Origin of the sequence: Nodularia spumigena CCY9414 (assembly GCF_000340565.2) — a bacterium.
In the GTDB taxonomy this organism is placed as follows: Bacteria; Cyanobacteriota; Cyanobacteriia; order Cyanobacteriales; family Nostocaceae; genus Nodularia; species Nodularia spumigena.
Map to the genome: position 1 here is coordinate 728814 of NZ_CP007203.1, position 24058 is coordinate 752871.

At 40.2% G+C, this 24058-nt stretch carries 21 protein-coding genes; 6 read left to right on the forward strand and 15 right to left on the reverse strand.

The annotated features are described in order from the left end of the window. Nucleotides 1–8: 8 nt before the first annotated feature. Complete coding sequence (fraC, locus tag NSP_RS03310; RefSeq protein ID WP_006194193.1) at nt 9–560, reverse strand: filament integrity protein FraC; 552 nt, start codon at nt 558–560, stop codon at nt 9–11. 387 nt (nt 561–947) lie between these two features. On the opposite strand from fraC, the gene NSP_RS03315 reads away from it, so the two are divergent. Beyond that, on the forward strand, nt 948–2084 hold the full coding sequence (locus tag NSP_RS03315; protein WP_006194192.1) for a cob(I)yrinic acid a,c-diamide adenosyltransferase: 1137 nt from the start codon (nt 948–950) through the stop codon (nt 2082–2084). A 415-nt stretch (nt 2085–2499) separates the two neighbouring features. Then, nucleotides 2500–2628: a hypothetical protein gene (locus tag NSP_RS27150; protein ID WP_017803793.1), complete on the forward strand. Its 129-nt coding sequence runs from the start codon at nt 2500–2502 to the stop codon at nt 2626–2628. A gap of 114 nt (nt 2629–2742) precedes the next feature. Here the strand turns inward: NSP_RS27150 and NSP_RS03320 are convergent, their stop codons facing one another. Then, the gene (locus NSP_RS03320; protein WP_017803794.1) at nt 2743–4326 is read right to left on the reverse strand and encodes an ArnT family glycosyltransferase; all 1584 of its coding nucleotides are present in this window, start codon (nt 4324–4326) and stop codon (nt 2743–2745) included. A gap of 113 nt (nt 4327–4439) precedes the next feature. Between NSP_RS03320 and NSP_RS03325 the strand changes: the two genes are divergently transcribed. From NSP_RS03325 to NSP_RS03340, 4 genes are all read left to right on the forward strand, one after another. After that, on the forward strand, nt 4440–5093 hold the full coding sequence (locus NSP_RS03325) for a class I SAM-dependent methyltransferase (RefSeq protein ID WP_006194190.1): 654 nt from the start codon (nt 4440–4442) through the stop codon (nt 5091–5093). Between the two features lie 20 nt (nt 5094–5113). After that, nucleotides 5114–5626, forward strand: coding sequence for a hypothetical protein (locus tag NSP_RS03330; protein ID WP_017803795.1), 513 nt, complete (start codon nt 5114–5116; stop codon nt 5624–5626). A gap of 171 nt (nt 5627–5797) precedes the next feature. Next, nucleotides 5798–6685 carry a hypothetical protein gene (locus NSP_RS03335; protein WP_006194188.1) on the forward strand — a complete coding sequence of 296 codons (888 nt, stop codon included), beginning with the start codon at nt 5798–5800 and terminating at the stop codon, nt 6683–6685. Nucleotides 6686–6970: 285 nt separating this feature from the next. Then, nucleotides 6971–12484 (forward strand): ATP-binding sensor histidine kinase, encoded by a 5514-nt coding sequence (locus NSP_RS03340; RefSeq protein WP_006194187.1) that lies wholly within the window; start codon nt 6971–6973, stop codon nt 12482–12484. Here NSP_RS03340 and NSP_RS03345 read toward each other — a convergent pair. From NSP_RS03345 to NSP_RS03400, 13 genes are all read right to left on the reverse strand, one after another. After that, on the reverse strand, nt 12481–13242 hold the full coding sequence (locus NSP_RS03345; RefSeq protein ID WP_006194186.1) for a hypothetical protein: 762 nt from the start codon (nt 13240–13242) through the stop codon (nt 12481–12483). The two genes, NSP_RS03340 and NSP_RS03345, sit on opposite strands and share 4 nt — an antisense overlap. 330 nt (nt 13243–13572) lie before the next feature. Next, complete coding sequence (phnE, locus tag NSP_RS03350; RefSeq protein WP_006194185.1) at nt 13573–14373, reverse strand: phosphonate ABC transporter, permease protein PhnE; 801 nt, start codon at nt 14371–14373, stop codon at nt 13573–13575. Nucleotides 14374–14375: 2 nt separating this feature from the next. Further along, entirely contained in the window at nt 14376–15173 is a 798-nt protein-coding gene (gene phnE, locus NSP_RS03355) for a phosphonate ABC transporter, permease protein PhnE (protein ID WP_017803798.1), read from the reverse strand. After that, nucleotides 15142–15918, reverse strand: a complete 777-nt coding sequence (phnC, locus tag NSP_RS03360; RefSeq protein ID WP_006194183.1) for a phosphonate ABC transporter ATP-binding protein — start codon at nt 15916–15918, stop codon at nt 15142–15144. The genes phnE (NSP_RS03355) and phnC overlap by 32 nt, the downstream gene beginning before the upstream one ends. Before the next feature lie 244 nt (nt 15919–16162). Beyond that, nucleotides 16163–17077, reverse strand: coding sequence for a phosphonate ABC transporter substrate-binding protein (gene phnD, locus NSP_RS03365; protein WP_006194182.1), 915 nt, complete (start codon nt 17075–17077; stop codon nt 16163–16165). A 578-nt stretch (nt 17078–17655) separates the two neighbouring features. After that, complete coding sequence (locus NSP_RS03370) at nt 17656–18279, reverse strand: hypothetical protein (protein ID WP_006194181.1); 624 nt, start codon at nt 18277–18279, stop codon at nt 17656–17658. 141 nt (nt 18280–18420) lie between these two features. Next, nucleotides 18421–19032 carry a hypothetical protein gene (locus tag NSP_RS03375; RefSeq protein WP_006194180.1) on the reverse strand — a complete coding sequence of 204 codons (612 nt, stop codon included), beginning with the start codon at nt 19030–19032 and terminating at the stop codon, nt 18421–18423. Nucleotides 19033–19073: 41 nt separating this feature from the next. Next, a complete protein-coding gene (gene phnM, locus NSP_RS03380) occupies nt 19074–20210 on the reverse strand; it encodes a phosphonate metabolism protein PhnM (protein ID WP_006194179.1) in 1137 nt (378 codons plus the stop codon). Continuing rightward, nucleotides 20203–20931, reverse strand: coding sequence for a phosphonate C-P lyase system protein PhnL (gene phnL, locus NSP_RS03385; protein WP_017803799.1), 729 nt, complete (start codon nt 20929–20931; stop codon nt 20203–20205). The genes phnM and phnL overlap by 8 nt, the downstream gene beginning before the upstream one ends. A gap of 45 nt (nt 20932–20976) precedes the next feature. Then, nucleotides 20977–21747: a phosphonate C-P lyase system protein PhnK gene (gene phnK / locus NSP_RS03390; protein WP_006194177.1), complete on the reverse strand. Its 771-nt coding sequence runs from the start codon at nt 21745–21747 to the stop codon at nt 20977–20979. Nucleotides 21748–21766: 19 nt separating this feature from the next. Continuing rightward, complete coding sequence (locus NSP_RS03395; RefSeq protein ID WP_173403328.1) at nt 21767–22621, reverse strand: alpha-D-ribose 1-methylphosphonate 5-phosphate C-P-lyase PhnJ; 855 nt, start codon at nt 22619–22621, stop codon at nt 21767–21769. An 89-nt stretch (nt 22622–22710) separates the two neighbouring features. After that, nucleotides 22711–22827: a VOC family protein gene (locus NSP_RS23855; protein WP_006194175.1), complete on the reverse strand. Its 117-nt coding sequence runs from the start codon at nt 22825–22827 to the stop codon at nt 22711–22713. After that, a complete protein-coding gene (locus tag NSP_RS03400) occupies nt 22824–23963 on the reverse strand; it encodes a carbon-phosphorus lyase complex subunit (protein WP_017803800.1) in 1140 nt (379 codons plus the stop codon). Before NSP_RS03400 ends, NSP_RS23855 begins: the two co-directional genes overlap by 4 nt. Nucleotides 23964–24058 lie beyond the last annotated feature (95 nt).

Here is a 24058-nt window from a genome sequence, read left to right on the forward strand (position 1 = left end):
ATTATCAATTAACTTGACTTTCTACTCAACAAGATAATTAAGCTAATGGCGCTGTAACTCAGGGAATTTGCGATCAAGATAGTAGTAACTAAATTTGTACTTTGCAATCTAGCAATGCTGGAGCGTCGCCATTTTAATCGCTTATTCTCTGGAGTATTTTCATAAAGTTTTGGCAAATTCTCTTTTAATGAAATTACAAAAAACCTTAAAAGAAAGAATTTCATCAAAAATGTCATAAAAAACATGATCGAAGCAGTGAAAATCAGAAAAGTTTGTGTGCTTTGCAATCTAAAAGTATGAAAAAATGTGTAACTAATTAATTCTGATTTTAAATTTATAGGTAACATTGGTTCTATGATAAAAAAGATTATCCAACCAATAGTGCTGGAAAAAAGATTTATAGCTATGGCATAAAAAGCACTAGTTTTTTTGTCAAATTTTAGCCTCTTGTTCAAAACGTATGCTTCTATAGGAATGGCAATCAGTAAAAACAAAAATTCAAATAAAATTGCACCGATAGGCAATATTCTAGGAATAGCGAAATCTCCAAGTCCAAGCATAAAATCTTCAGATTAATGGCTGAGTTTAATTATCTCATTGTTATTGTTGATAGTCATCTTGGTGTCACAGTATAATATTATTCATTGTGTAGTCAGTAAGCCCTAGGGCTTGTCAAACAATTTTAGATTTTAGATTTTAGATTTTAGATTTTAGATTGACCCCACAGATAAATCTACGGGCTTGAGGATTTTAGATTTGGGATTTTCGATTGATTGATTCCACAGATAAATCTGGGGGCTTGTACCATTAAGGAACTATTGGTCATTTTGATACTATACCCTGTTGGCTTGAGTCTAGCAGCGCTATATCTGTACTGCTATTTAATGGCTTCTGCTGTTTAAGGTAAAATTTAGGTGACAGATTCCCACGTTACAGCTTTTCAAGACATGACAAGGAACGGTATCGGTATTCGCACGGCGCAAGTGCGTCCTGAACGGCTCACAGGTCAAATTCACGTTTACGATGGCGTGGGTAAAGGTAAGTCTCAAGCGGCTTTAGGGGTAGTTTTGCGCTCAATTGGCTTGGGAATAAATACACCGGGCGATTCCAGTCGGGTCTTATTGTTGCGGTTTTTGAAAGGGCCAGAACGTGATTATGATGAAGATGGCGCGATCGCAGCTTTGCAGCGTGGTTTTCCCCATTTAATTGATCAGGTTCGCACTGGGAGAGCCGAATTTTTTGGCCATGAGGAAATTACCTCCTTTGACCGAGAAGAAGCAATCAGGGGTTGGGATGTCGCCAAAGGTGCGATCGCTTCTGGTTTATATTCAGTTGTGGTTTTAGATGAAATTAACCCAGTCTTAGATTTGGGTTTGCTACCAGTGGATGAGGTGGTACGGACATTAAAATCCAAACCCCAGGAATTAGAAATCATCGCCACTGGACGCGCCGCACCCCAAGATTTGCTCGATATTGCCGATTTACATTCGGAAATGAAACCCCAAGACCATCCAAAAGCCAAAGAACTATTTATTGAGGGGATTGAAATTTATACTGGTGCTGGTAAAGGTAAGTCTACCAGTGCTTTAGGCAAAGCATTAAAAGCCATTGGTCGGGGAATTAATCATCCAGGGTCTACCCGCGTGTTGATTATGCAATGGCTCAAAGGTGGTAGTGGCTACACAGAGGACGCAGCGATCGCCGCTTTACAGCAATCATATCCAGAGGTGGTAGATCATCAACGCTGTGGTCGAGATGCGATTGTTTGGCGCAATTGTCGCCAAGAATTGGACTATGTAGAAGCTGAAAGGGGTTGGGAAATTGCCAAAACTGCGATCGCCTCTGGACTGTATAAAACCATCATTCTCGATGAACTCAATCCCACAGTTGACCTAGAACTACTTCCCGTAGAACCCATAGTCCAAGCCTTACTCCGCAAACCCCGCGATACCGAAGTCATTATCACTGGTCGCTGTCAACAACAACCAGCCTACTTCGATTTAGCCAGCGTTCACTCTGAGGTATACTGTCACAAACATTATGCCAATCAAGGCGTAGAACTCAAACGCGGAGTAGATTTTTAACAGTTATCAGTTATCAGTTATCAGTTATCACTTAAGGGACTTCCTCGAAATAAATTATCTAAATAAACGAACCACTCCAGACACAGAGGACACAGAGTTATGAGATTTTGAGAGGTTTTTTGCGTTAGGTGATTGAGTATTTTTTTATTTGGAAGTCCTAAGAGCAATAATTAGCTCGAAATCCCTGATACCATTTCTGTGTAAAGCTGCGCTGAATTTCTTTCTTTCTTTCTTTCTTTCTTTCTTTCTTTGTGTTCTTCGTGTTCTTCTCCCAAGGGGAGACGCTTCGCGAACGTGGTTCGTTCCTCCTATAATTCAGCGCATCCTCATAAAGAATTGGTATGACTACATTGGTGTGATAACTGTTCACTGTTCACTGTTCACTGTTCACTGTTCACTGATTTAATTACTAACTATGGAAAACAGCAATTTACTTGATTTAATCACAGGAGGATTGGCGATCGCTATTCTTATCGGCGGTATGTTAATGATGTTTACTACTGTATTTTCCACCAAGTTTAATACCAAGAAAGGTAAGAAATAGGGTCATTGGTCAATCAATTTTAGATTTTAGATTTTAGATTTTGGATTAAACTGCAATCTAAAATTGCAAATCCAAAATCCAAAATTCTTTACTCCCCACTCCCCACTCCCTCTCTTAAAAAACTTGAATTAATTGGTGTTTTTGGACAGTACCAATAACTTGGTGGGGTGTGGTTAATTCCGCCCCTTGGTTTGCAGAAATCCAAGCGTAGCTAGAACTTGGTAATTCGGTAATTGAATTTACTTGTTTACCATGAACGGGAGTATAAAAATTGAGTAATACCCCAGTTTTACCTTCTACCTGCAAAAAATAAATAGGGTGATTCTGCACAATTGAGGCGATCGCAGGTTGTTGCAGAAACACCCTCACATCCGGGTTATAGTCACCTAATAAGCCTAAATTTCCAGCCACAGCCAAACCTAACCAACAAGGAATTAACCAACCCGCCACCCAATACTCAAACTGGTAACGACCAATCCACACCAGGGGCAAAATTAACCACCCAAACCCCATAATTAAGCCCAGCAAGGCGTACTGGCGAACCTCCACACCATCCACCCCAATTAAAATAACTATCCCTGCTACCACCAATAAAATACCCAATCCGCCAAAGGTATAACTGAGAACACCAGCAACTTTCCTGATTAATTTTCTATCTCCCCATTTCCCCAACCAACTTAAACCCACAGCCGCAAGCATTGCTATAAAAGGGTAAAGACAAAGGCTATAGTGAGACAGACGAGTTGAGAAAACACTCAGTTCAACAAACAGCGTCAGTGGGAAACCAACTAATATTAATTGGTAGCGAGGAATGGGACGACGCAGCAGCAAAAATAAGCCTAAAAGACTCAAAAAGAACCAGGGAAAGGCTTTTAGTGGCACATTCCACAAATAGAAAATTATGCCATTTCCACCACGCTCATTAGAACCCAACTGAAAAACAAACCTGAATAATTCTTCATAACTATCATTGCCATAACGCATCCAATTCAGCCATAGCCAAACCGAGGTAGGAATTAAACCCACTGCAAAACCTAAATATAAACCAGGGTTGGTCAGATGGCGATGACGGCGATGTTCTCCAATTAAATAAGGTAATAAAGCGACAATTGGCAGAAAAATCATAAAGCTTCTAACTAAGAAGCCTAACCCCAAACTTAAGCCAGCGATAAAAGTCCAAAAATAGCCATATTTAGGATGTAATTCTGCTTTCAGGAAAGAGAAAATAGCTAACAATACTAAAAAAATCATGGGTACATCTGGTGTACCTAAGCGGCAATATTGCAGCCAGAGAAATTGTACACTTAAAATTAAACCTGCTAGCCAAGCTAATTTTTGATTGAGCAGAATTTTACCAATTTCATATATTAGTAATACGCTCAAAATCCCAATAATCATGCTAGGTAATCGCACACTAGCTTCACTGATACCAAATAATTGATATGAAATGGCAATTATCCAATAAGGGCCAGGGGTTTTATGATGAACAGTACCCCAAGGCGCTATCCAATCACCAGATTCAAACATTACACGCGATCGCCTGGCGTAAAGCCCTTCATCATGCGCCATCAGGCTATTATCCCCAGAACTAAATAGCAATAAGGGGAGTATCCACAGCAGTAAACTGAGATAAGGAAATACCGAGGAAAAGCGGATTTGCTGCCAAATAGGTGCTAATAAACGAAATCTATACAACATTGATTTAATATTGACGCTCTCCTGATTTTTAGCCCAGAGATTCATTAAGATACAAGATATTAGCTAAAAACTCATAATTGGGCAAAAAACTTGCACAAGATAGATAAATCTTTATGATGCTCAAACCCGATCAACGCCAGAAATTAGACGATACAGACGATCAGCTGTTTTACGACTATCCCCGCTTCGTCACCCATGTCGATGATGGATTTATTCAACAGCTAACGGATTTATATAGCGATCGCCTCCAACCCAACACCCTTATACTAGACATGATGAGCAGTTGGGTGTCCCATCTCCCCGCAGAAATGGAATTTGCTCATATTGAGGGACACGGACTCAACGCCGAGGAACTAGCACGAAATCGCCGTTTAAATCATTACTTTGTCCAGAATCTGAATCAGCAGCCTCAACTACCCCTACCAGACCAAAGTTTTGATGCTGTTTTGAATTGCGTTTCTGTACAATATTTGCAGTATCCAGAAGCCATATTTGCTGAAATTCATCGTATCCTTAAACCTGGTGGTGTAGCAATTATCAGCTTTTCCAACCGGATGTTTTTCCAAAAAGCGATTCAAGCTTGGCGAGACGCTTCAGAAACTACTAGGGTGGAATTAGTCAAGCAATACTTCACCTCAGTACCTGGATTTACAGTTCCAGAGGTAATTGTGAATAAATCCACAGCGCCGAATTTTTTACAGTGGTTAGGTGCTGGTGGTGGAGACCCATTCTATGCTGTAATAGCACACCGCATTCCTCAAAGTTGAAACATCAGGAACAACCAAAAATGAATTTCTCTCGCGTATCTAAAATTTTACCTGCTTTGTTACTGTCAGTTTTACTACTGACCACCGCTTGTACTCCCCAAGAACCCGGTCGTTTTGACCAAGTACAGCAAGAAAGTACCCAACAAAAAAGAGGTCAAGCAGTTGACGCAAAAGCTACTCAAGGTGGAGAATTTAATAAATTCTTTCCTGCTGCTGATGATGACTACGAGAGAGTATTTACCCAAGAGAAAAAAGGTTTTGCAGAAGCTAAATTAAAGAAAGACGGCAAAGAGTTAGCAATGCTAGCTGTTTCTGATACCAGCAGCACACCAAAAACAGCAGAAAGTTACTCTAATAGCACTAAAACAATTGCAGGTTATCCAGCGCGGGAAATTGGCAATACCCAAACAGCAGTTCTGGTAAATAATCGTTACCAAGTAAAAGTATTATCCCGTGATCCGTCATTTACGGCAAGCGATCGCGCCGATTGGATCGAGAAATTTAATCTTGATGGTTTAGCGACATTGAAATAAGTTTAACGGAACACCAGAAAATAAATTATCCCATTTTGTGGGAGAGGGCAAGGACTGCCCGTCCTTAGTGATTAGCAGGAAAGATATCTGCTCCACCAGAAAATTTGGAATATTTTTTTATTTCTCAGTTCCTAAGTACCCCAAATTAACACCCCAAATCAGGAGATTCTTGTGAACAAACCGATTTTTGAATTAGTTGATGAACTTCCAACTAGTAACTTGACCATTTCCATGTTGAACGCCCTGGATTTTGTCGCTCCTAGACAGTGGGAAAACACTGTAGGTTTTGTCAACACCATTAAGAAGGTAACTGGTGAAACTGACGAAGATTTAATTCAGCAAATTGGAGAAAGAGCGATTTATCTTTATAATGACCGCTCCCAAGGATACCAACGAGCAATGTGGCTTTATCAAACTGTAGATACGACAGATAAAGCCCTGGGTGCAGCAGCTTTAGCGAACAAAATCGGTGAAAAAATTCCTCTGTTGGGTTTTTTAAATAAGGTAACTCCCAAGGCCGACAAAGCCCAAACTATTGATTTGTGTCTCAAATTAGTGGTAGAACTAGTAGCTTTTTGCCAAATTAACGGCATTCCCGGAGACAGCATCGGCGATTTTGTCGGTTCTTTGGGTGAGTATAGTGGAGAGTCCCTGATTCGGATGGTGGCTTTGGTTTGTGTTGATGGTTTAATACCCCTAGGGCCAGACTTCATTGATAAAGCCTTATCTGGACTTAATCAAATGAATCCCCAGGAGTTACAACAAAACTCGACTTTTCAAGGTATCCAAGATGCAATTCCCGGTAACAGTGCTGCTGGTAAATTAAACTTTATTGGCGAAAGCTTTGATTCTGTTAAAGGTTGGATGGATGGAATTGTGAGCCAAAATAATTTAACACCACAAAAAGTAGTGGGTAATTTGCAAAGTTTTGTGCAACTTGCTGATGATAAGTTAGATTATCTAGCCGCATTTTTGGATGTAGCCACAAATTACTACGAACACACAGGTACACAAACTTTAGCACGTCGCTTGATTGAACGCGCTGTAGCTGAAATTTAATTAAAGTCTCCCCTTTGTTTGCTAAGGACAGGGGTGGGAATTTCAGTAAATTCTCCCCTCTCCTTGATAAGGACAGGGGTGGGAATTTCAGTAAAGTCTCCCCTTTGTTTGCTAAGGACAGGGGTGGGAATTTCAGTAAATTCTCCCCTCTCCTTGATAAGGAGAGGGGTTGGGGGTGAGGTTCTATATTTTATTTAGCTATGATTTAGAAATAAAATCTGATACTTGGCCTATATATCGAGGGCATAATAAGCTAAAGAAACAATCCCTCTGAGCGTCGCTGCAATGTCAATATTCTCTGATACCAGATTCACTATTCCTGGATATCGCATTACCCAGCAAATATATTCGAGCAACAAAACCCTAGTTTATCGAGGTATCAGAGAAAACGACCAAAAAAGCGTCATCATCAAACTGATGCGGAACGAACACCCTACATTCGGCGAAATTTCCCAGTTACGTCATCAGTATACCATCACCAAAGACCTTGATATTCCTGGCATAGTCAAACCTTTAAGCTTAGAAAATTACCGCAACAGTGAAGTTCTAATTATGGAGGACTTTGGCGGTATATCGCTCAAAGATTGGACAGTTGGGAAACAGCACAAACCAGGAAATGGTTTAGCGCTCAGAGAGTTTTTTCAGATTGCTATAGAAATAGTATCTACTATAGAGGGACTACATAGCGATAGCGTTCGCGAAGCGTGTGCCTTGCACTCAGCGCTCCGAAGGAATCGCATCATCCATAAAGATATCAAACCCGCCAATATAGTAATTGACCCCAAAACTCTGGAAGTCAAACTGATAGACTTCAGTATTGCTACCCTATTACCGCGAGAAATTCAATTCCAGATCAACCCCAATGTTTTAGAAGGGACATTAGCTTATATGTCCCCGGAACAAACAGGAAGGATGAACCGAGGTATTGATTACCGCAGTGATTTTTATTCCTTGGGTGTGACATTTTTTGAACTCCTCACAGGTGAGTTACCCTTCACAACTAAAGACCCAATGGAGTTAGTCTACTGTCACATTGCTAAACAGCCTCCCACAGCGAACCAAATTAACCCCAATATTCCGCCCATACTGTCTTTAATCATCAGCAAACTGATGGCAAAAAATGCCGAAGACCGTTATCAAAGCGCCTACGGACTTAAATATGATTTAGAAAAATGTCACCAGCAGTGGGAAGAGACAGGAAATATCACCAGCTTCGAGTTAGGAGAAAAAGATATATCTGACCGTTTCCTGATTCCCGAAAAACTCTATGGACGCGACGCAGAAGTAAAAAAACTACTTGCAGCTTTTGAGCGTGTCAGTAGTGGTACAACAGAAATGATTTTGGTGACAGGATTTTCTGGTATTGGCAAAACAGCAGTAGTCAATGAGATTCACAAACCAATTTTGCGCCAACGTAGTTATTTTATTAAAGGAAAATATGACCAATTTAAACGGGAAATTCCCTTGTCAGGATTTATCCAAGCCTTTCGGGATTTAATCGCCCAAATACTATTAGAAACCGATGCCGAAATTGCCCAATGGAAAACTCAAATATTGTCGGCTTTGGGTACACAAGGTCAAGTAATTGTTAATCTCATTCCTGAACTGGAACTAATTATTGGTAAGCAACCGCAGGTGGCAGAAGTATCTGGCTCTGCTGCTGAAAATCGATTTAATTTATTATTGCAAAGATTTATCCGAGTCTTCATGACTAAGGAACATCCTTTGGTAATATTTCTCGATGACTTGCAATGGGCAGATTTCACATCCTTGAAATTAATTCAATTATTAAACAGTGCCAGCAATGATTCCGAAAATATTGCCATGAGTGCTACACTGGAAAAACAAAAAAGTCTCTTAATTATTGGTGCTTATCGGGATAACGAAGTTAACAATGCACATCCATTACATTTGGCTATTAATGAAATAAAAAAACAGGCATCTACTCTTAATTATATCAGGTTAAAGCCTTTAACGCAAGCTGATTTAAATCAGTTAATTGCTGATAGTTTGCGTTGGGGAGAAAATCAGGCGATCGCCTTGAGACAAATGGTATTTGCTAAAACCAAAGGCAATCCTTTTTTTATCCATGAATTTCTCAAAGCTTTACATAAAAATGGATTATTTAAATTTAATTTTGAACTGGGTAATTGGCAGTATAAGCTATCAGGAATACAAGCATTAGCGCTCACAGATGATGTAGTTGAATTTATGTCAATTCAACTAATGAAGCTACCAATGCCAACTCAGGAAGTTCTGAAGTTAGCAGCTTGTGTAGGGAACCAATTTGACTTAAAAACTCTGGCGATTGTCTATGAGCAATTAGCGGTAGATACAGCTTCGGACTTATGGCCAGCATTATTGCAAGGGCTAGTTTTACTGCGAGGTGAAATGAGCCAGTTAGTCGTCAAAGATAGTCATAACCAATCACCTAAATATAAATTTATCCATGACCGTGTACAACAAGCTGCTTATGCTTTAATTCCTGAATCAAAAAAACAGTCAATTCACCTAAGAATTGGGAAATTGTTATTAAATAACACTTCAAAGTCTGAAAGGGAAGACCTGATTTTTGAACTGGTAAATCAATTTAATATCGCCATACCTTTAATTCATCTTCCCGCAGAACGCCAGCAATTAGCTGAAATGAATCTTGTGGCTGGAAGAAAAGCTGTGAAATCAATGGCTTATCCCTCAGCCCTGAAGTATTTAAATACTGGAATTAAACTACTTGCAGATGATAGCTGGGAGACACAATATCAGTTAACCTTGGCTTTGTATGAAACAGCAGCAGATGTAGCATATCTCGGTCGCAATTTTGAGGAAATGGAAGAATTAGGAGAGGTCATACTGCAACGAGCGAAAACCGTGCTAGAGAAAGTGAAAGTTTATGAAATCAAAATTCTGGCTTATACATCGCAGAATAGATTGTTGGAAGCGATCGCGATCGCCCGACAAGTATTACAATATTTAGGTCTGACTTTCCCTGATTCCCCAAGCGCAAGTGATATCCAGAAAGGTCTTGCAGAAACCACAGCACTGCTAGCAGATAAAACCGTTGCAGATTTGTTCAACTTACCATTGATGACCGATGAAAAGCAATTGGCAATTATTCGCATTTTCGCCAGTATGGGCGCTGCGACTTATATGGCAAATCCCCTATTATTCCCAATAATTATTTGTTCACAGGTGAAGTTATCAATTCAGTATGGAAATGATCCTTTAGGTGCTACTTCTTATGCAGGTTATGCCATTATTTTAAATGGGATTCAGAAAGATATTGAGCTAGCAGTTGAGTTTGGTAATTTAGCTCTGAAGTTAACTGATAAATTTAATGACCCAGATATAAAAGCTAAAGTAATATATCCATTAGGAACATTCGTTTTTCATGGAAAGTACCACATTCGAGAATGTTTACGAATTTTGTTAGACGGCTACCAAACTTCATTAGAAATAGGTAATTTTCAATATGTTGGTTACTGTATAAATGATATTTGTCACCAATCATATTTTATGGGTAAAGAATTAACAAGCCTGAAAGAACAAGTTAGAGACTACAGTCATGTACTCAAAAAAATCAAGCAAGCAAGCATCTTGAACTATGCTCAAATATGTTTGCAAAGTATTATCAAGTTGTTAGGTAATCCTGATGATGCCTCTAAGATCATAGGCGAGGCATATAATGAGGATAGATCATTGCTGCTGCTAATAAATGCCAATGATATCAGTGGATTGCAATATTACTATTTATATAAACTCATCCCCTGCTATTTATTTGGGAACTTTGTTAAAGCCCAAGAAAATTGTAGTCAAGGAAAAAAATATTTAGCAACAACTCCTGGTTTAACAACCCAGCCTGTATTTTATTTTTATGATTCTCTCATAGCTTTAGCCATATATCCAACTGTGGAAAATGAGCAAGCTAATTTACTTCAGCAGGTAGCAGATAACCAAGCACAGTTACAACACTTTGCACATCATGCACCGATGAATTATCTGCATAAGTTTTATTTAGTAGAAGCAGAAAAATATCGGGTGAGCGGTGAATATCTGCAAGCAATGGAATTATATGATCAAGCTATCTCTCTCGCCCACGAGCATGAGTTTATGAATGAAGAAGCTCTCGCTCAGGAATTAGCAGCTAAATTTTATCTGGAATGGGGAAAAACCAAAATTGCTCAAACTTATTTAATTGATGCTTACAATAGTTACATTCGCTGGGGAGCAAAAGCTAAAGTTAATGATTTGGTAAAACGTTATCCCCAATTGCTCGCGCCTATACTCCAACCAGAAAAATTAAGTCTCCCTGAAAGTGATAATCCTCCTGATTCTAGCTCTAAAAGCAGTATTTCCGACTCTTTAGATTTGGCTACTGTTATCAAAGCTTCTCAAGCACTTTCTGAGGAAATTGAGTTGGATAAACTGCTGGCTACTATCATGCAAGTTGTGATGGAAAATGCGGGAGCTTCTAAATCTGCTTTGATTTTGAGCGAAGATGAAGAATTACCCTTAATTGTCACTGCTGTGGCTTCTAGTGCAAATACTGCGGGTATGGTGACAACTTTTCCATCAATGAGCCTAGAGTTGAGCGCAGATGTTCCCGTTCCTTTGATTAAATACGTCAAACGCACCCTGGAAGTCTTCGTCAGCGATGATGCTAAAACTGTCACATTCCTCGCAGAAGATACTTATATTCTTACTCAGCAACCTCAGAGTCTGTTATGTATCCCCATTATTAATCAGGGTAAATTGCTGGGGATTATTTATCTAGAAAACAATCTTACCATAGGAGCATTTACAGGCGATCGCATCGAAGTTCTCAAACTCCTCACCACCCAAGCTGCAATTTCTCTAGAAAATGCCATGCTTTATAGAAGTTTCGCACAAGTGAATCAGCAATTAGAAGCCAAAGTAGAGCAGAGAACGCAGCAACTCCACGAAAAAAATCAAAGTTTGCAACAAGCACTCTCAGAATTACAAAGTACCCAATCCCAATTAATTCACAGTGAAAAAATGTCTTCCTTGGGACAAATGATAGCGGGAATTGCTCATGAAATTAATAATCCCATCAATTTTATTCATGGTAATATTTCCCATGTCAATCAGTATGTGCAATATTTACTAGATTTAATAGCTGTTTATCAACAAGAAGATGCAAATTTAGTTCAACAGAAAACCGCAGAAATTGATTTGGATTTCCTGAGCGAAGACTTACCGAAAATTCTCAATTCTATGAACGCTGGGAGTTCACGTATACAGAATATTATTTTGGGCTTACGCAACTTTTCCCGCCTCGATGAAGCGCAAATGAAAGCTGTAGATATTCACGAAGGTATTGACAACACTTTAATGATTTTAGATCATCGGCTCCAGAGAAGGAGTAATTTCCCAGAAATTCAAATTATCAAAAATTACGCTAAACTACCAAAAGTTAGCTGTTTTGCTAGTCAAATGAATCAGGTATTTATGAATATATTAAATAATGCCATAGATGCTTTAGAAGATTCATTATTTAAGGGAAAAACCACAGACAATCCCATAATTGAGGTTTCCACTCAACTCATAGATGGAAATATGTTAAGGATTACCATTGCTGATAATGCTTATGGTATGATAGAAACGGTGCAGTCAAAAATCTTTGACCCATTTTTTACTACTAAGCCTGTAGGAAGTGGGACGGGGTTGGGATTGTCTATTAGTTATCAGGTAATTGTTGGTCAGCACCAAGGCCGCTTAACCTGTAATTCTGCTCCGGGAAATGGTACAGAATTTTTGATTGATATCCCATTATCTCGTTAATTGGGCAAATTTAAATCAGCTGCGATCGCCCCAAAGTAAGGTTGAAAAATTGCCAAATTTTCCAGTTCCTCGAATTTACCTGTAATCGAGGCTGAGTCAAAAGCTGTGGTAATTATATACATAGCCTTACCATCGAAAGCAACATGACTAATATGTTGCTCTTCTACTCCACCCTCTGCCTTAATTCCCACAAACCCGTAGCGTATTCCCTGGAGTTTACCAACTGATACCTGTTGTGGTGGGTAGGCTGAGAACACTATTGTATTTCCATAGGTTCCCTGACGGTCTTTCATAAAAGTAGCATTTAAATCTGCAACCCAAGCCTTGAGTGCTGTTAATAACTTCTCTTGGTATTCAGGACTTTGGTAATCTACCTGAGAGTCGAGTGGAATACCTGCATCTGTGAGATTTTTTTGGAAATCTGGATTGTTTTTCACCGGGTAAACACCGATTTCCACCGTACCCAAAAGTTTACCTTGGGAAGAAACACACAGCAGGGGGGCGTTTCCCTCACAAGGGAGAACTTCCCAACCATTGGGGGTAGGTGTTTTCCCCAAAATTTTCCTCCAAGTATTTCCTTCTACGGAATTGGGAGTTATTGAAGGAGTGGGTTGAGGAGAACTGCTGGGAGTTGTCGTTTCTACAGGACTCGGATTTTCTATAACCGCAGGAGAAAACCGGGGGAGAAAAGTTTTGACTCCCACTGGCGTTAAAGCCAATAAAATAGCACCGAGAAAGAGATGATAAACGCGCAACATTTTTTGTGATAATCCTGAGCCAGAACTTGCAGACTAATGGTATCCACTACACCTTGTGAGTATACAAGAAGATAGATATTTATCGCTGTTAGTTCCGCCAGATTTTAACGTAAGGGACTTCCAAGGAATAAATTATCCAGATAAATGTAGACCGAAGGGTTTGCCGAAGGCTACCACACCAGACGCAAAGAACACAGAGTTATGAGGGTTTGAGAGGTTTTTGGGTTAGGTGATTTCGTATTTTTTTATTTGTCAGTCCCTTAATATCTGTCTCGGTGGTTCCTGGGTTAGTTCTAGATGTGTTTAGTCTCAATACCCTAGTTAAAACAATTAGGATAGACGTGACCGAATTGCTGCCGATAGATAGTCAATAGCGACAATACTGACTAACATCACAATAATCAGGGCTGCTGATTCATCGTAACGAAAGGTACGTAAATTCTGTTGCAGTGCCAAACCGATACCGCCAGCCCCAACTAACCCCAGCACTGCGGCCATTCGCACATTCCGGTCAAATATGTATAAGGTATAACCCACCACTTCCCGGATAATTGCTGGCCAAGCCGCAAACATAATCTGCTGTAAAAAACTCGCTCCCGTTGCTGACACCGCCTCATAAATACCAGGGTTGACTCGTTCCATACTCTCAGCAAAAAACTTACCTAAAAAACCAGTTGTATGAAACCCCAGCGCCATCACTCCTGGTAGTGGCCCTAGCCCAACAGCAGCCACAAAAATTAGAGCTAGGAGCAAATCAGGCATAGCTCGCATAAAGTTGAGCAATTCTCTTGACAAACGGTAAATTACCGGATGGGGTGTGAGATTCTTGGCTGCTAAAGGAGCCAGTAGAAAACCCATAAAAAAAGCGATCGCAGTTCCCCACAACGCCATAGCTAAAGTTTGCCCCATCAAGACCAAATACTCTCTCAGATCAGTAAAATTGGGAGAACGATAGCGGCTCAAGTATTCAAAAATATTTCCTAATCCGCCTAAAAGTTCACCAAAAGACAAACCTAAATCATTTACTGCCAAAAAAAACAGTGCTATTAATAAGCTAAACCACACAGGAATAAAACTGAATGGCTTGGGTGGTAAAGGCTGAAGTTTAGACTTAATGTTTAATGGTTTCACGATTAGATCACCCAACTACGAAACTTATCTGAAAGCCGATCAAAAATAGTTACAGCGATAAAAATACAGACCGCAATCATAATCAGGCGACTGTAGTTAAATAGACGCATAGCCATCACCATATCGTAGCCAATACCGCCAGCTCCTACTAACCCCAAAACTGTAGCAGAGCGAATATTGTTATCCAAAATATAAAGGGTGGTGCTAATAAAATCAGGAAGTGCCTGTGGTAGTACAGCAAACATCAATATATGAAATTGCTGCGCCCCAGTTGATTTCACCCCTTCCACCGCTTTCGGGTCAATCACCTCAATGCTTTCAGCAAAAAACTTGCTCATAAACCCAGTGGTGACAAATGCTAATGCCATCACCCCCGGTAAAGGGCCTAAACCTACCGCCGAGACAAACACCAGCGCCCACATAAACTCTGGTAAAGCCCGCATCAAATTCATCAAGTTACGGGTAAAGTGATATACCAAAGGATGTGGAGAGGTGTTACTTGCAGCTAATACTCCTAGTGGCAGGCTCGCCACCAATGCCATAAAGGTACTTAAAAAGCCAATTTCAATCGTTTCTAGCATTTTGGCTAGTAGGTCGGGCAGATATGCCCAATCAGGAGCAATCAGCATAAAGCCCAAGAACTCTAATAATTGACCTACTGAACCCAAAACTTTGAGCGGATTGATTTCTGCGGCGGGTGCTGCTACCAGTAGTGCGGAGATTGCCAACAGAATGCCCACCACTATTGAAGTAGGCAACCTACCGTATTTAGTTGGCCATCTCCAGTTTAAAGTCTTCATCTGTCGTACCTTCTTGCCGTTCGTAAACTGTTTGCAACATATCTGAGGTGAGGGCTGCGGGTGCGTTATCAAACACCACCTGTCCTTGATTCAAGCCAATAATCCGGTCAGCGTAACGCATAGCCAAGTTCACCTGGTGTAAGCTAGCTACTACTGCAATCTGCTCATGCCGGCAAATCTCTAGCAATAACCCCATAATTTCCTCACTCGTGAGAGGATCTAGACTAGCCACTGGCTCATCGGCCAAAATTACTTGCGGGCGCTGGGCTAAAGCACGAGCAATTCCTACGCGCTGTTGTTGACCTCCTGAAAGCTGGTCAGCCCGCTCCCAAGCTTTATCAATCAAGCCAACACGTTCTAAAGCCCAATGAGCTAATTCATAATCTTTTTTGGCAAATAAATAAAGCAGACTGGTATACCACGGACGATTATAGAGACACCCAGTCAAGACATTGGTCATGACATTTAAGCGTCCCACTAGATTAAATTGCTGGAACACCATACCAACCTTAGCCCGCAACCGTTGCATACTTGCAGGGGTCAGTTTTCTACCGTCAACAGTGATTGTGCCAGTACTCGGCTGTTCTAAGCCGTTAATGGTACGAAGTAATGTGGACTTACCAGCTCCACTAGGCCCCAAAATTACTGTGAAGCAACTAGGTTCAATAGTCAGGTTAGTGGGGTGAAGTGCCAGAAAGTTATTGGAATAGCGCTTGCTTACTTGCTCAATGCGAATTAAAGACATGAAAAACCTTAAAAGTCAATAACTGTGCAAATTGAAGCCAGATTGAACTCTGAATTTACTTTGTGGGTTAGTTCGTGTACACACAAGTCTAAAAACCTGTATTTGGATATTGGTGTGACACAGGTAATTTTGTGCATAAGCATAAATATTGTGAGAAATCCGGGTCTAGCCCGCCCAGAACAGGCAAGATGCCTGTTCCACAAGAGAAACATCAGGAAGAATTACACCGCGAAGGGAGTAACAACTATTTCAGAATTTCTTCCCGTTTTAGTCCCAAAGTTTTAATCATTTCCCGAATGGGATTGTAATCATCTGGGGTGGCAACTTCGTACCTAGCTAGCTTGCCGAACCCGGTGACATCAATATCGTTATGGGCATTGAGGATAGTCTCTCGGATTTGAGTTTTCAGTTTATCGTCGAGATCACGACGATAAGTCAGAGGTGGTCCAGGAATGGGGGCGGATTTGGCGATAATGCGATTTGTTTGTTCTGTAATTAAGCCACGGTCAATCATGGTTTGGTAAATCACGGTATGAGAAGCTGCTGCATCCACCGATTTATTCCGTACTGCTAACATCGCCGCGTCATGAGAGCCAGCGTAGGTCAAACGTCCAAAGACTTCTTGAGGATCACGGTTAAATGTTTGTTTCACCATAAAAGAAGGTACAAGACCACCGGATGTGGAAGCGGGGTCTACAAAAGCTACATTTTTACCTTCTAAATCTTTTATGGATTGAATGTCAGAATCCGCAGGCACCATCATGATCCCGTTGTAAGTAGAATCGCCACTTTCAGGTACACCGACAGCAAAAGCTTCAGCTCCGGCTTCTTGTTCTGCCATGATGTAAGAAAGGGCCCCAAACCAGGCAATATCAACTCGGCCACGGCGCATAGCTTCCACAATCCCGGCATAGTCTGTAGCTGTGAACATGGTGATTGGGCGACCTATTTTCTTTTCCATATAGGCTCGCATCGGCTCAAATTGAGCTACTACTTCCTCGTTACTTTCTGCTGGAATTAAACCCAAGACTATTTCTTTATCATTGTCTGCGAGGTTTTCTTTTTGGCTATTGCTATTAAGCAAGGCGCATGAACTTATAGCTCCTATTAGCACAACTGCTATACCTAAGAGCAGTGGGTTACGACGAGATACAACCATTAATTTTGGCTCCTTAATATATTTAAGTGACATCAGTTAAAGCAATTTTTTGCAAGGCTTAACCAACGAATACTGAACTGTTGAAGATGACAAAATCTATTTGTTTTTAGATACTTGAATTTTTGGAGTTTTTGCATCTATAAATAAAGCCCAATACTCCTATGATCAAGTTTTAGGGTAAATGCAAGTAGTAAACATTATTCTTATTTCATATACATCTACCTGGATACTTTTTCTTAACATTCAATACTTGTGGTTTATGTCTTCTAGTTGGTTATTAGCTGTTCAGATATATTTTTCTAAACGTACTACTAAACAAAGTTCGCTAACATTTACAAGTATTTAATTTGAATCTGATTTACACAATACTAGAACTTGGTAAACTAGTCATTAATGGATGATTAACGGAAGTTTAAAATTTTGTTTGAAGTAATAATTAAATTTACATATTTCATGATACTTAAGAAATTTAAAAATCCCAGTACCTCTAAAATACTGAGATTCTCATTAAAATTGGTTTTTATAACCTTATTCAGGGATATGCGAAATATTTGGAGATTATTGAAATAATCTTGTATCTAAATCTTTACAGAGTATAAAATTTTAGCATGACTGCCATGTTCACCAACTTGATAAACAGTTATTCTTTCAAGTTTGATTATATGTTTGGCTGTAAATGACTCTACTAGATGTATCCAATCAGCTTGGTTAGGATCTCTAGATTTATCTATAGTTTGTCCTAAAGTAATATGGGGATAAAAGGCATTGCCAATATATCGATAGCCGTACTTGATATAATTATTCTTTTCTAAATCATCATATAATGAAATATCTTTGTTTAAATCTTCTTCAGTAACGAAGAGATTGTTTTTTAAAGCTGAAAATACAAAATTATGCAATTCCAAAAATATAAGTTGCTGCTGAGGTATTAAAAAATACCATCCTGGTGATTTATATTCTAATTTAATTAATTTATATTTTTGTGAATATTGTTGTCTTTGCCAATAATCTTGCAAATTGAGGATTAAGGTTAACCAATTAATAGAATTATCAAATCTTCCTTGTAAAAGTGTAAGATGAGGAAGATTAAATGTCTTGTACAAAATTGGATAAAGCGGGCAGATAGTTATGATTTTTTGTTGTAATTCTATAATTGATTCGATAGTATCATGGCTGGGAATTAGGGCAACACCAACTTTCATTTTTAACTAATTAGTTTAGTACAGTACGGCGTAAATAAACTTTTGACTTTTGACTTCCGCCTTGCGACACTAGTGGTCTAATATAATTTCTATCCTTCTCTTGATAAAAACATTGCGCCAAAGCATAGCGTTTCAGAGGAATTAAGCATTTCCAAACATTAATGAGCATTGATATTTTAATTGTCGATCACATTCTTCAATAATTCGTAATATTTTAAAAGAACCAATCTTTTGAAATTTTGGCTCAATTAAATAATATTTTTCTAAGTAGTCTGTATAATAGTTCTCGCTTTGCTCGATTGTTAAATCTGGATTTACTTTTACAAAAAAATCATATTTCTCTATTGGTTTATTTTTACCGTTGCAATTTCCTGCTGTTAAATCTACTCTGAAATTTTGATATGCTAAAAAGCAGTGTACTTGGGGAATAAAATCTAGACCATAGGGCTGAATGATTTTGTTAACACCAGTGATGATTTCGTCATTCAGTCGATAAAAACCTAGAGTTTTATGTATGTCTAATCCTAACTCTTCAGCTAATCTAGCTATTATGCCGTGTTTTGTCGTGCAAGTTCCACAATTTTCGGCAAAAATAATTAAAGAATTTTCGGTATTGGAGTTAAATCCATAGGGGAGATTTTTTACCCAGTTGCAAGCTTGGTGAAAGTTACTAATTCCGTGATTGAGAAATTTTTCAGATACTAATCCTCGATTTTCAATCGTGGTATTTGGTAACACTGTAATTGAATCCATGTTTTACCTCAAAATTTAAATACAATTACTATAACTCGGCATCAGCTAACACGACGACCTCGACAGATAGTGGAAATTAAACACGGTACAATGCCATCATCATGAACAGTGATAAAATCAGCCCGTTTACCAATTTCTAGACTGCCACGATTATGAAATAAATCAATAGATTTGGCTGGATTACTGGTAAATAATCTCATGGCTTCATAAATAGGTTTCCCAGTTTTGTGGGCAATGATAAAAATAGATTGCAACAAACTTTGAGGAACGTAATCGGAGGAAATCACATCTACTAAATCCAACAAAACTAATTCCAGTGCCGAAACATTTCCAGAGTGAGAACCACCCAAGACTAAATTAGGCGCACCCATCAAAACTTGTAAACCTGAACTATGGGCGGCTTTTGCTGCTTCTATGGTGGTGGGAAATTCCGCTAACACTACTCCATTTTGTACAGCTTCCTGCACATGATCAACGGTAGCATCATCATGACTAGCTAAAGAAATACCTTGAGCTTGAGCTAATTCTACTAAAGCTTTCCGGTTTTTTTGTCCATACATTTGTTGTTTTTGTTGACGAGTTATGATGAGGTTTTCAATTTCTGTGGCTGTCACTCCATGTTTGCCCATGTAATATTCTTTGAACTTGTCTAGATTGATAAACTGTCTTTGTCCAGGGGTATGATCCATTAGGGAAATCATTGATAAGAGGGAATTATCGGCATAATTTTCGGTAATTTGATAAACCTCTTCATAAGCTAGTTCACAGCGCAGGTGTATTCGATGTTCGACAGAAAAGCGTCCTGTTGCTTGTCCCTGACAGATGACATCAATCATGGGAGCAAAGTTAGTTAAACGGGGGGAACTGGCAGCTATATCGCCAATAGCGATCGCATCACATACTGTTGTGACTCCAGCACTGGCTAAGTCTCGGTCATGATAAACGGCTGCTGCTTCTAAAGGCCACCGAATTCCTGGACGGGGAGACATACAGCGTTCTAAATTGTCTGTATGGAGTTCAATCAATCCTGGTAGGAGATAGTCTCCTTGTCCATTCTGTCCATGATTAACTACTCCTGGTTGAATATCGGCAATAATTCCATCTCGAACTAAAAGAGTACCGAGGATTTCTTGATCTGGAAGTTGGAGACGATAGTTGGTATATATTTGCTCATTCATTGCAGGTTAACTCCCGGTTACACAGTCGCGACGATCGCACTTCTTGATCATGAAAAATGCCAATTAAGGCACAGCCCATACTTTTACGTTCTTCTAGAATTTCCATCACTACTTGGCGATTGGTCGCATCTAGGGCTGAGGTGGGTTCATCTAGTAGCAAAATTGGGAAGTTAACTACAAGGGCGCGAGCTAAATTTACTCGTTGTTTTTCGCCGCCAGAAAAGGTTGTGGGGGAAAGATGCCACAAGCGTTCTGGTAGTTGCAGTCGATGAAATAAGTCTTCAACTTTGGTCAAAGCAACTTTTGGATCTTCGCCTAAATCCAACAACAGTTCTGCGGCAACTTCTAGGGCTGGTACTCTGGGAATTACTCGCAAAAACTGGCTGACATATCCAATGGTTTTTTGCCTCACGGCTAGAAGTTCATGGGGTAGAAGTTGACATAAGTCGAGCCAATGTCCTTCGTGTTTGACCCACACTGAGCCGCTATCAGCACGATAGTTGCCATATATACAGCGCATAAATGTAGATTTACCGGAACCAGATGCACCTGATAGGGCTACGCATTCTCCAGGATTTAAGGTGAGGGAAATTTCTTCTAGGACTGGTAAGCGTACTCCTCCTTGTTGATGGAGGATGAAGCTTTTATGTAGGTTTTCAATGTGTAGGAGGGTTTGAGGATGGATGTTAATTGGTGGGTGATGGTGGTTGAGGGTTAGCATTTTTTTTATCTCACGCAAAGGCGCAAAGGAGGAAAGAAGGAGAGGTTATGGTGTGAGGGCGGCGCTGACTAGGAGTTGGGTGTAGGGATGTTGTGGATCGTCTAGTACTTGGTCGGTTAGTCCTGATTCCACGACTTGTCCTTGTTGCATTACTAGTAAGCGATGGGCTAGGAGTCGGACAACGCCGATGTCATGGGTGACTAAAATTACACTTAAATTAAAGTTTCTGACTAGCGATCGCAATAAGTCTAATAAGCGTGCTTGGACTGATACATCTAGTCCGCCTGTGGGTTCATCCATTAATATCAACTGTGGTTGCGTTACTAATACACGGGCAAGTTGTAGCCTTTGCTGCATCCCTCCAGAGAAAGTTGTTGGCAAGTCATCCATTCGCGTTGGATCAATTTCTACTTGTTGTAACCAGTGCGCCGCTTCATCCCGAATTTTGCCATAGTGTCGGACTCCAATATCTAGTAATCGTTCACCAATGTTCGCTCCTGCACTTACTTGCATTCGTAAGCCGTCACGAGGATTTTGTTGGACAAAACCCCACTCGGTTCGCATTAACCAACGGCGTTGATGTTCTGGAAGTTGGGTGATCTCTAAATATTTTTCTTGGCGACTTTTGTAGATAACGTTACCTTTGTCGATGGTAATATTATTGGCGATCGCTTTGAGCAAAGTAGATTTACCCGACCCTGATTCGCCGACAATACCGAGAACTTGCCCAGGATACAAATCAAAAGAGATGCGATCGCAAGCCTGGATTTGATTGTAAGATTTACTGAGTTCTTGTATCTGTAAAATAGGCTTCATGGTAATTCGTAATTCGTAATTAAGACATTCTTTGCTGCTGTTGCTGACGGCAATAGTCTGTATCTGAACAAATCCACAGCCTGCCTCCTTTGTCATCAATTAATACCTCGTCTAGATAACTTTCAGTAGAACCACATAACTCACAGCCTTGATGCCATCGTTCCACAGTGAAGGGGTGGTCTTCAAAGTCGAGGCTTTTAACTTTGGTATAAGGTGGTACGGCATAGATGCGCTTTTCTCTTCCAGCACCAAATAACTGGAGTGCTGGATTCATCTGCATTTTGGGATTATCGAAACGTGGTATGGGACTAGGACTCATTAAATAACGGTCATGCACCATTACGGGGTAATCGTAGGATGTGGCAATGTGTCCGTGGTTGGTAATATCTTCATACAGCTTGACGTACATTGGCCCGTACTCTTCTAGGGCGTGCATTTTGCCCGTTTCTACAGATGAGGGTTCGAGCCAGCGTAAAGGTTCGGGAATTGGGACTTGGTAAACTAAAATTTGTCCTTCCCTCAGTGGTGTTTCGGGTATGCGGTGGCGTGTCTGGATCAGGGTGGCTTTTTCTGTTTGTTCTGTTGTTTCTATCCCGCACACTTTTTTGAAAAAGCGGCGAATATTCACGGCGTTGGTGGTGTCGTCTGCACCTTGGTCGATGACTTTGAGAACATCAGTTTGACCAATTACGGCCGCTGTGACTTGCATTCCTCCAGTTCCCCAGCCGTATGACATGGGCATTTCTCTAGAGGAAAAGGGAATCTGATGTCCTGGGATGGCAATGGCTTTGAGTAAGGCGCGGCGAATTGAGCGTTTGGTTTGTTCGTCGAGGTAAGCAAAGTTGAAGCCGGTTTGGGTTTGTGATTTGGGCATTTTTTTTAACGCAAAGGAGCGCAAAGTTCCCGCAAAGGTTCGCTGAGGTTTTTTAGACAAAAAATTCTATGTTTTCGTAGGGGGATTGTTTAATGGCGGCGATTCTGGTTAGCGATCGCTTGACAACCTAAAACTTGGGTGTAGAAATTAAAAGATTCTTCTATATCGGCAAGTGATAAAGTTATATGGTTAATTCCTGTAATCATTTGGCTTTTCTCACTTCCTCTGTGCGTCTGTGCGTCTCTGCGTGAGGCACATCATGATTCTTCTCTGGCTGTTGATTTTGTCGCATTTTGCGTACTAAATTTAACTCTGCTTGAAAGTCAATGTAGTGAGGTAATTTTAAGTGTTGGACAAATCCCTGTGCTTCTACGTTGTCAGAGTGAGAAAGTACAAACTCAATATTTTGAGCGGGACTATCTACCGTTTCACCCAATTCTTCAGATCGCATTGCCCTATCTACTAAGGCCATTGACATAGCTTTGCGCTCATTGTAGCCAAAGGTGAGACCATAACCGCGAGTGAATTGGGCGGGTAATTCTTTGCTACCTTGAAACTGATTCACCATCTGCACTTCAGTGATTGTTATATCAGCGATCGCAATTTCAAATCCCAATTCTTCAGGACAAATCACTACTTCTACTTCTCCCATGCGAATTTCCCCCGCAAATGGATGATTTCTGCCGTAACCTCGTTGAGTAGAGTACGCCAAAGATAGTAAAAAGCCCTCGTCTGCACGCGCTAAATTCTGAAGTCTCGCATCCCTTCCGGCCGGAAAGGTGAGAGGTTGGCGAGTTAAATCAAACGGTGGAGACGTGGGAGAACCATCATTTATCTCTGCCTGGATTAACCCTTCTTGATCTAATGTGTCAATCACCCAGGGAACAGGTTCATTACTGGCTTCTGCTTCCGGTGCTGATGAAACTTCACTTTCTGCCATTAGCTGAAAATCTAGCAAGCGGTGAATGTAGTCAAAGGTCGGCCCTAAGTTTTGTCCTCCTGGCACATCTTTAAAGATAGAAGAAATTCGCCGTTGAATTTGCATTTGACTGGTGTCTAGAGGCTGGCTGTAGTAAAAGCGTGGCAGTGTTGTGCGATAGGCTCGAATTAAAAAAATTGCCTCTACTAAATCACCCCAGGATTGTTTGATGGCTAAGGCTGCTAATCCTCGGTCATATAAGTTGCCTTCGCACATCACCCTTTCTACAGCTAAGGTCAATTGTTGTTCAATTTGGTCTAGGGTTAGTTCGGGAATAGCCGGATTACCCCGGCGCTGGCTTTGGAGTAATGCTTCTGCATTTTGGATTGCTTGTTCACCGCCTTTGACTGCAACGTATGGCATGATTTTTATGTTTAATTAAAAATATTGTGTGTTAGCTAATACAGGTTTTAAATTTCAATCTAGCTGTTCAAATCCTCATGTTTGATTAGATTAGT

Coding starts and splice junctions, on each gene's coding strand:
- fraC (WP_006194193.1), bottom strand. CDS start 560: ATGCTTGGACTTGGAGATTTCGCTATTCCTAGAATATTGCCTATCGGT.
- NSP_RS03315 (WP_006194192.1), top strand. CDS start 948: ATGACAAGGAACGGTATCGGTATTCGCACGGCGCAAGTGCGTCCTGAA.
- NSP_RS27150 (WP_017803793.1), top strand. CDS start 2,500: ATGGAAAACAGCAATTTACTTGATTTAATCACAGGAGGATTGGCGATC.
- NSP_RS03320 (WP_017803794.1), bottom strand. CDS start 4,326: ATGTTGTATAGATTTCGTTTATTAGCACCTATTTGGCAGCAAATCCGC.
- NSP_RS03325 (WP_006194190.1), top strand. CDS start 4,440: ATGATGCTCAAACCCGATCAACGCCAGAAATTAGACGATACAGACGAT.
- NSP_RS03330 (WP_017803795.1), top strand. CDS start 5,114: ATGAATTTCTCTCGCGTATCTAAAATTTTACCTGCTTTGTTACTGTCA.
- NSP_RS03340 (WP_006194187.1), top strand. CDS start 6,971: ATGTCAATATTCTCTGATACCAGATTCACTATTCCTGGATATCGCATT.
- NSP_RS03345 (WP_006194186.1), bottom strand. CDS start 13,242: ATGTTGCGCGTTTATCATCTCTTTCTCGGTGCTATTTTATTGGCTTTA.
- phnE (WP_017803798.1), bottom strand. CDS start 15,173: ATGAAGACTTTAAACTGGAGATGGCCAACTAAATACGGTAGGTTGCCT.
- phnC (WP_006194183.1), bottom strand. CDS start 15,918: ATGTCTTTAATTCGCATTGAGCAAGTAAGCAAGCGCTATTCCAATAAC.
- phnD (WP_006194182.1), bottom strand. CDS start 17,077: ATGGTTGTATCTCGTCGTAACCCACTGCTCTTAGGTATAGCAGTTGTG.
- NSP_RS03370 (WP_006194181.1), bottom strand. CDS start 18,279: ATGAAAGTTGGTGTTGCCCTAATTCCCAGCCATGATACTATCGAATCA.
- NSP_RS03375 (WP_006194180.1), bottom strand. CDS start 19,032: ATGGATTCAATTACAGTGTTACCAAATACCACGATTGAAAATCGAGGA.
- phnM (WP_006194179.1), bottom strand. CDS start 20,210: ATGAATGAGCAAATATATACCAACTATCGTCTCCAACTTCCAGATCAA.
- phnL (WP_017803799.1), bottom strand. CDS start 20,931: ATGCTAACCCTCAACCACCATCACCCACCAATTAACATCCATCCTCAA.
- phnK (WP_006194177.1), bottom strand. CDS start 21,747: ATGAAGCCTATTTTACAGATACAAGAACTCAGTAAATCTTACAATCAA.
- NSP_RS03395 (WP_173403328.1), bottom strand. CDS start 22,621: ATGCCCAAATCACAAACCCAAACCGGCTTCAACTTTGCTTACCTCGAC.
- NSP_RS23855 (WP_006194175.1), bottom strand. CDS start 22,827: ATGATTACAGGAATTAACCATATAACTTTATCACTTGCCGATATAGAA.
- NSP_RS03400 (WP_017803800.1), bottom strand. CDS start 23,963: ATGCCATACGTTGCAGTCAAAGGCGGTGAACAAGCAATCCAAAATGCA.